This is a genomic window from Methanohalobium sp., assembly GCF_018609725.1.
GTDB lineage: Archaea > Halobacteriota > Methanosarcinia > Methanosarcinales > Methanosarcinaceae > Methanohalobium.
In genome coordinates this window covers 1-6,948 of the sequence record NZ_JAHENT010000025.1, presented here as the reverse complement: position 1 = coordinate 6,948, position 6,948 = coordinate 1, and the positions used below count along the sequence as shown (strand labels likewise).

General features: G+C 37.5%; 8 protein-coding genes, 1 tRNA gene, 1 other RNA gene and 1 pseudogene. 4 read left to right on the top strand and 7 right to left on the bottom strand.

What is annotated here, in order from left to right; genetic code table 11:
• A partial coding sequence (locus QZ276_RS01505; protein ID WP_292484641.1) for a hydrophobe/amphiphile efflux-3 (HAE3) family transporter occupies nucleotides 1-1,624 on the bottom strand: 1,624 nt, incomplete at its 3' end.
• Between the two features lie 227 nt (nucleotides 1,625-1,851).
• On the opposite strand from QZ276_RS01505, the gene QZ276_RS01500 reads away from it, so the two are divergent.
• The 3 genes from QZ276_RS01500 to QZ276_RS01490 are packed head-to-tail and all read left to right on the top strand — an operon-like array spanning nucleotide 1,852 to nucleotide 3,768.
• Entirely contained in the window at nucleotides 1,852-2,688 is an 837-nt protein-coding gene (locus tag QZ276_RS01500) for a TrmB family transcriptional regulator (RefSeq protein ID WP_292484639.1), read from the top strand.
• A 44-nt stretch (nucleotides 2,689-2,732) separates the two neighbouring features.
• Nucleotides 2,733-3,437 carry an MBL fold metallo-hydrolase gene (locus QZ276_RS01495; RefSeq protein ID WP_292484637.1) on the top strand — a complete coding sequence of 235 codons (705 nt, stop codon included), beginning with the start codon at nucleotides 2,733-2,735 and terminating at the stop codon, nucleotides 3,435-3,437.
• Nucleotides 3,438-3,453: 16 nt separating this feature from the next.
• Nucleotides 3,454-3,768, top strand: a complete 315-nt coding sequence (locus tag QZ276_RS01490; RefSeq protein WP_292484636.1) for a ribonuclease P protein component 4 — start codon at nucleotides 3,454-3,456, stop codon at nucleotides 3,766-3,768.
• Nucleotides 3,769-3,776: 8 nt separating this feature from the next.
• Here the strand turns inward: QZ276_RS01490 and QZ276_RS01485 are convergent, their stop codons facing one another.
• The 3 genes from QZ276_RS01485 to ffs form a co-directional block, all read right to left on the bottom strand.
• Nucleotides 3,777-4,016, bottom strand: a complete 240-nt coding sequence (locus QZ276_RS01485; RefSeq protein WP_292484634.1) for a hypothetical protein — start codon at nucleotides 4,014-4,016, stop codon at nucleotides 3,777-3,779.
• 25 nt (nucleotides 4,017-4,041) lie between these two features.
• A tRNA-Ser gene (locus QZ276_RS01480) sits at nucleotides 4,042-4,126 on the bottom strand.
• Between the two features lie 19 nt (nucleotides 4,127-4,145).
• Nucleotides 4,146-4,461: signal recognition particle sRNA (gene ffs / locus QZ276_RS01475), an RNA gene on the bottom strand.
• Nucleotides 4,462-4,597: 136 nt separating this feature from the next.
• On the opposite strand from ffs, the gene QZ276_RS01470 reads away from it, so the two are divergent.
• Nucleotides 4,598-4,852 (top strand): helix-turn-helix domain-containing protein, encoded by a 255-nt coding sequence (locus tag QZ276_RS01470; protein WP_292484633.1) that lies wholly within the window; start codon nucleotides 4,598-4,600, stop codon nucleotides 4,850-4,852.
• A 10-nt stretch (nucleotides 4,853-4,862) separates the two neighbouring features.
• On the opposite strand, the gene QZ276_RS01465 is transcribed toward QZ276_RS01470, so the two are convergent.
• From QZ276_RS01465 to QZ276_RS01455, 3 genes and pseudogenes are all read right to left on the bottom strand, one after another.
• The gene (locus QZ276_RS01465) at nucleotides 4,863-6,248 is read right to left on the bottom strand and encodes an ATPase domain-containing protein (protein WP_292484631.1); all 1,386 of its coding nucleotides are present in this window, start codon (nucleotides 6,246-6,248) and stop codon (nucleotides 4,863-4,865) included.
• A gap of 141 nt (nucleotides 6,249-6,389) precedes the next feature.
• On the bottom strand, nucleotides 6,390-6,629 hold the full coding sequence (locus QZ276_RS01460; RefSeq protein ID WP_292484629.1) for an exodeoxyribonuclease VII small subunit: 240 nt from the start codon (nucleotides 6,627-6,629) through the stop codon (nucleotides 6,390-6,392).
• A 70-nt stretch (nucleotides 6,630-6,699) separates the two neighbouring features.
• A pseudogene (locus tag QZ276_RS01455) lies at nucleotides 6,700-6,948 on the bottom strand (RNA-guided endonuclease TnpB family protein); the annotation flags it as partial.

Sequence of the window (6,948 nt, the reverse complement as noted above, 5' to 3'; positions counted from 1 at the left end):
TTACAAGTTTATCAATACCTTCAAGACCCAGATTGGACATTGCATCGCCCATATCCAGATTCATTAAAAGCATGGTGTTACCGTTTATAAATCGCTCTTTCTGACCATCGGGCATTTGATTATATAATTCCTGGATTTTATCACTGCTATCAGGTATTGTGCCAGAGTTCATTGATTTGATTATGGGGACAATGCTACTGGAATCGTATATGTTGCTTCTTGTTCCTATTTCATGGTCGCTGAAATCATCCATCCATTTTAGAACTGTGGGGTCAGTATTATCATCTACTTTGATGATAAGGTTGAGCTGGTCATTTCCGCCGATAATATCAAAAAGATGTTGCATCTCAACAAGTGCTTCCATGTCCTGGGGGACAAATGTCTCAGTATCGGTTTCTAATGGTACATCCTGATCTACATATAGTCCTGAGACACACAATAACCCAGCAATAAGTAAAATCGTAACAGGATGTTTTATTGTAAATGATGTAACTTTATCGATATAGCGTTCTATTATATCGGTTTTTTGTTCCTCGGTATCTTTACTGGAATTACTGTTTGAATCATATTTTATTTTTGAATTTATGGCATTGACAAATTTATTATTTTTCTTGAAAATTCTGTCAAGGCCATAAATTACAGAAACTCCGACGAATAATGATGAGAGGAAACACATAACTACCCCGATAAGCAGTAATTTTGCAAAATCCTGGACCATTGGAACGGTTGATGTATATAGTGAAACAAATCCAAGAGATGTTATAACCAGTGCGATTAAAACAGCAGGTCCGGTATGTTTGACGGTTTCAATAACAGCTTCCTTTTCATCGTGCAGGCGCTCAAGCTCTTCTTCAATCCTGCTGTGGAACTGAATCGCATAATCAATTCCAAGACCTATCAGTATCGGAAATGCAGACATTGAAACCATGCTCATGGGGATTTCTAAATAACCCATAGCACCGAATGTATAAATTATTCCAAGAAATACGATGACAAGGGGCAATATTCTCCATCTAACATGTCTGAAAACCAGATAAAGGGCAATAATCATCAATACAGCAGCTATAGCCATCAGTGGTGGCATGCTTTCATTCATGAGTTCTTCCATGGCAAGATTAAAAGCAGGTTCACCGGTAACTGTAACTGAGTATCCGGGTGGAAATCCAGTCATTGATACGGATTTTTCGGTTTCATGGAGTATATCCCTTAATTCATCATTGCTGATATCTCCTTCAACCTCCACAAAGAGTAATGCATGAGTATCATCAGGTAGAGTTTCACCTGTTTCTGTATTGGATAATAATGAATTAATCTCTTCTTTGGTATCTGGTATTTCATGTTTGCCTATTTTTTGATAATTCATTTCCTCAACAATAGAGGCTGCACTTGTAACCTGAACCACTCCAGATAGGGGGGCTACCTGTTTTTCCAGACTGTTCATTGATTTTATAACTTCAGGAGTTTTGACATCATCTCCCTCAACAAGTACTACTATAGACTGGGTACTGAAAAGGTTCAAATAGAGGTGGTCATAATTCTGGTATAGTTTGGAGTCTTTTTCTACAAATGTTTCAGTTCCTGAAATCATTTCTATATTCTGTGCACCCTGGAATGAAACAAAGATAAATAGGAATGCAATGATAAGAATAACTACTGAATGGTCTTCTACAAAAGTACCCAGTTTCTCAAATATGCTTTTGATAGTGATTCACCCTTTGGAATGTTTTTAAAATGATAATAATTATTACTAAATAACAAGCAGTAGATTAAACTCAACTATACGGTTGTTTGAAATGGGATAAATCTTATTTATACGTTTCACTCGATATTAAACTTAAAATAAGTGTAATCATGGATGATGAAAACCTGTTAAGAGACATGGGATTAAACAAATATGAGGCTTCAGCCTATTTGACGCTATTAGAAGAAGGTATATCTGAAGCCAACGCAGTGTCCAAGAAGTCCGATATACCAATGGGCAAGGTTTATGAAGTTCTTGAATCGCTCAAAAATTATGGGCTGGTGGAAATCCAGGAATCAAGACCCAAAAAATACCGTCCTGTAGAACCCAAACTTGCGCTCAATGATTATTATTCTAAAAGGGAAAAAGATACTGAAAAAGAGCTTAATAGACTTAAAGAAACTATTTCCAAAGCTGAAGAAAAATTATCTCAATACAATTATCCTGATTACCATGAAAATACGTTCTGGTCAACGATTATGGGTGATGACGACCATTTAAGTTTTGTTAAACAGGTTTCAGAAGAGATAGAAAATGAGATTTGTATTGTTCATCAGGAATCCTTAAAATCGCTTGAACCATCTGAATTCACAGATTTTTTCCCACCTATTTTTGACAACATGATGCCTCTGATAAATAGGGGTGTTCGGGTTAATATAATAACACCTGATTCTTACTTTTTAACGCTTCTTAAACAAAAATATAACTCGGTTTCAGATGAAATAAAGGGTCGAATTGATAGATTTTTAAATGTAAAAATAATGGAGACCAGAAATGGATTTACACTGATTGATAATTACATGATAATACTTAATGTGGATAATCCACTCAATCCGAATAAAACACTGGGATTGATAAAAATTTATGATACAAACTTTTCCCAGAAACTAAAAACCAAATTTAGAAAACTTTGGGATAGAGCGGATGATTTCACTCTATCTGGATGAAATTAATATTCCAAAATTATATATTATTCTCTGGAAATTATCAGATGACCGGATTAAAAGAGGTATTTATATTGGACGATACAAGCACAACTATAGATAATGTAACCATAAAATGGCTTGGTCATGCAGGTTTTATGATAAAAGAAGCAGAAATTAATGTATATATTGACCCTTATGTATTACCAACGAGTATAATCGATTTTGAAGACCAGGCAGATGTACTACTGATAACTCATGAACATTTTGACCACTGCAATCCCGAATCCATCAGAAAAGTGAGGAAAAGTTATGCCACTACCCTTATACCTGAAAATGTAACACTGGATTTTAAGGGGGATGCTCGGCGTGTAAGGGATGGTGATATGCTGCGTGACCATCTTTCTATAAAAGATGTCAATATTGAGGTATTGCCTGCTTATAATATTGATAAGCAGTATCATCCAAAAGGGATAGGTGTAGGATATCTAATAGAAATGAGAGGTTTGAGAATCTATCATACCGGCGATACTGATTTTATACCGGAAATGAATGAAGTATCAGCAGATGTTGTTCTGGTTCCCATTGGAGGAACATACACAATGGATGAATCCGAGGCTGCAGATGCTGTGGCATCCATGTCTCCAAGAATAGCGATACCGATGCATTACAATTATGTAGAAGGGACAGAAGGAGACCCTGAAAAATTCAAACAGCTGGTCAATGATAATAATCCAGATGTTGATGTAGTTATATTAAATTTTGAACAATAAATAAAAGGCAACTCAAATGGGGCGTGCAAGAAAGAAAAAAAAGGTTCTGATTAAGGATATTGCATATCAGCGCATACAATTACTTTTCAGTTTTGCAGAAAATGAAGCCAGACAGTCCAATCTGGAGTGGAGCAACAGGTATGCATATCTTGCCAGAAAAATAGGTATGAAATACCGTATCAGACTTCCACCTGAATTAAAACGCAGAATATGCAAACAATGTAACTCTTATCTTTTGCCAGGAAAAACATCAAGAGTCAGGTTAAAAAATAACAATGTAACGGTTACCTGTCTTAACTGTGGAAATCAGAAGAGGTATCCCTACAAATAATAATTTTTTTAATTTACACCAGCTATTGTTCTTAAAAGCTGCATGATACTGTAGGTAACTGTTACAAATACCAGAGCTACGATAGTGAAAATTAATACGTTTCGGTACACGACATCTTTTTCAGAACCCGCTTCAACCAGACCACCGCTACATCCAGATCCACAGGAACTGCAGCTGTTTCCAGTATCACAGCTTTCCTCGGATTTTTTGCGGGTCTTTAGCGGAACTGTATGTGTGTCATAGGACATAATATTCATCCCTTTTTAAAATGGACGACGAGAGGGGGATTCGAACCCCCGAGGCGCAGAGCGCCACAGGATTAGCAATCCTGCGCCTTGCCGGGCTCGGCTATCTCGTCATTTACAAACTGGTTTAGATGGCGAGCACGCCTCAGGTCGATGCCCTTCTCGTTTCCAAATGATCTGCGGTTTCTTCTCCACCCCGCAACCCTGCAAGCGACGGCTGTCCGCGGTTAGTCTGCTCCCTTCCGGGCCTAGACCGATCCTCACGGTTAAGATACGGAAACCTACCTTCCGGGAAGCCTCCGTATCAACAGCGTCCAAGCAGGACGGGGCTTCTTAGTTGAAACCACAGGTTTGAAAACGAGAAGGATACCTTCCATCGGCTTCGCCCCCTGCATATCGACGTATTTCAGGTTACAGGTGACGCCGAACCACCCAGGCTAGCTCGCCGAAATATACATATTGCATCACAATTTATAAAATTATCCCTTAATCAACCTGTAAGTTTAACTATAAATTATTTAAACTAATACCACATATAATAAAATAATTAATAAATTTACCGGGAAGTTTTAAAGGTGGTATGATTGAAAACTGATAATCTTGATGAATTACTGGGGTTTGTAACAGGGAACAACAACCGACAAAAATTACTGCAAATACTTGGTTCCAAAGGTAGTATGGATGCTGAACGTATAGGAAAATTGATGCATGTGGTGCGAACTTCGGTTGATAAAACACTGGAAGAACTGCATGAGAAAGGTTTGGTAGAAAAACAGGGTGAATCGTACCAGTTAACAGAAACTGGAACTTTTGTAGAAAGAGAGCTTCACAACTTCTAATTTTTATTTTTTAGTTATTTTCAGAATCATTTAGTATTTCTATGCCACTGTCGGTTATCTGATATTCTTTCAACCGTGGGTCATGACTGGTTCTTCGTGACTTCATGATGTGCAGATTATTTTTTATCTGTTCGGTGGATTTGCTATATTCCATAACCACGACCACATCCATTATAAACGATGCATCATGGCTTGTGGTTATTTCTTCTTTACCGGGAAGTATTTCGGTTGTAAAAACGGATGTTACATTTTTACTTTTTAGATAATTAATAACAGCCTGAAAATGACCGCGTAATTTTATTGGGTCTTGAATAGTCATTTCCATATTAACAATACCATCAAACACAATCCTTTTTGCACCCATCTCTTCCACGTTACTTTTGATAAAGGATTCGTGTTTTGCAGGATGTACATCAACAGGGTTTGTATATATGAATTTTAACAGCCCTTCATCAATATAAGACTGCAGATCCCATCCAAACTTACTTGCTTCAAGTATTATCTGCTGTGGTATTTCTTCATAGGTTACGATTATACAGGGTTCTCCATTAATGAGACCCTTCATGATGTATTGCAGGCTGAAAATACTTTTTCCCGTTCCTGGTTCTCCTTCAATAAGTATGCTGGATGCTTTTGGTATTCCATCACCGAGCATTGGGTCAAAACCCTTGATACCAGATTCTATCTTTGTATCCTCGAATTCTGTATTTTCATCGGGTTTAAGACGGGGATATATTTTAAACCCTTCTGAGCTAACATCATAATGGAATTTCTGGGAGCTGTAATTGGATTTAATCTGGGGGTCGATGCCCCGCATTTTGATGATTTTTAGGTAATTATCGGTGCGAAATCCGACTTCTTCTCTGAAAAGATAGATGATACCATCTGCAAGATGACTGATTACAGTTTTGTGAATTTCATCTTCGAATAATTCACCTGTAATTATTACCAGAGCGTTCCATTCCTGAATCATTGAATCCAGAGTGTAGAAAAATCGTCTTTTTTCTTGCTCCACAAAACCGAAACCAAGCGGTGTTACAGGGTCGATTACAATTCTATCAGGGTTTGCTGATGAAACTACATTGCCAATGTCAATCAGCGTGCTCAAGGGGTCTTTTTCAGCGTTCTGTCGGTTGATTTCATGTATTTCTATCGAATCATCATAGAATTTGAGGGTCGAGACATAATCTTGAAATTTTTCAGAAGATTCTGTAGTTATTGGGACATATAATGTTTTTTCACCGTTTTTTGTGGCATTTGAAAGGATGTGGAGCGACATGGTGGTTTTTCCAACACCGGCGGTACCAGCAACAAGAACTGTAGAAGGAGTGGCGAAACCGCCCAGAATTTCATCCAAACCTGGAATACCACATGATAACTTCTGGAATTCTGTCATTTATTGTCCTCTTTAGGGGCTAATTGGCATTTATATATAGTTTTGTGAAATATATCAGATGGCAATTGATGATATTATTTACCATATAATGTAATGATGAAAAACTGTTTAATATGGATTTGGGTAGTGCTTAAGACCTTTTCAATCATCGAATTCTGTGAATTGTTTTGTTTTCAGTTCAGAGTTTTCTTCTATCAGTTCTTCAATTTTTTTCTCAGCCATGTTGAGTTTGGAATTGCATTTTTGCACAAGCTTGATTCCATATTCAAAGGTTTCAAGACTTTCATCAAGTGTAAGGTCTCCATTTTCGAGTTGTTTCACGATTTGTTCAAGTTCTTCAAGTGAATCCTCAAAACGTGTGTCATCGTTATCTTCCGGCATATTACCTCCAATCTTTAGCACTGTTGTGCTTCAGTCAGCTACCAACGACTGAAGTCGTTGGCTTGTCAGGTTAATCTGACAATTTAATTTGAGAGAAGGTTGGTCGCTTTTCAGGTTCGAAAGCTACCCTTATTCTCTCCGGTCTGCTGACGAGACCTCTATCGGTTATCCTGTTTATACAGGAATCACCGACTACTTTTCTTAAGATATTTAATGCTCCGTTGACATCGGCGTTAAGCAGTTTACCAGTAGAAGACTTGAACAGTCCTCTCTTGATTCTTCTACCCATATATTTTTCATGTTTTCTGATGGGTTCCAG

What these genes read in the sequence shown, in the direction of transcription:
- QZ276_RS01485 (WP_292484634.1), bottom strand. Translation starts at nt 4,016, where the DNA reads ATGTCCTATGACACACATACAGTTCCGCTAAAGACCCGCAAAAAATCC.
- QZ276_RS01465 (WP_292484631.1), bottom strand. Translation starts at nt 6,248, where the DNA reads ATGACAGAATTCCAGAAGTTATCATGTGGTATTCCAGGTTTGGATGAA.
- QZ276_RS01460 (WP_292484629.1), bottom strand. Translation starts at nt 6,629, where the DNA reads ATGCCGGAAGATAACGATGACACACGTTTTGAGGATTCACTTGAAGAA.
- QZ276_RS01495 (WP_292484637.1), top strand. Translation starts at nt 2,733, where the DNA reads ATGACCGGATTAAAAGAGGTATTTATATTGGACGATACAAGCACAACT.
- QZ276_RS01500 (WP_292484639.1), top strand. Translation starts at nt 1,852, where the DNA reads ATGGATGATGAAAACCTGTTAAGAGACATGGGATTAAACAAATATGAG.
- QZ276_RS01490 (WP_292484636.1), top strand. Translation starts at nt 3,454, where the DNA reads ATGGGGCGTGCAAGAAAGAAAAAAAAGGTTCTGATTAAGGATATTGCA.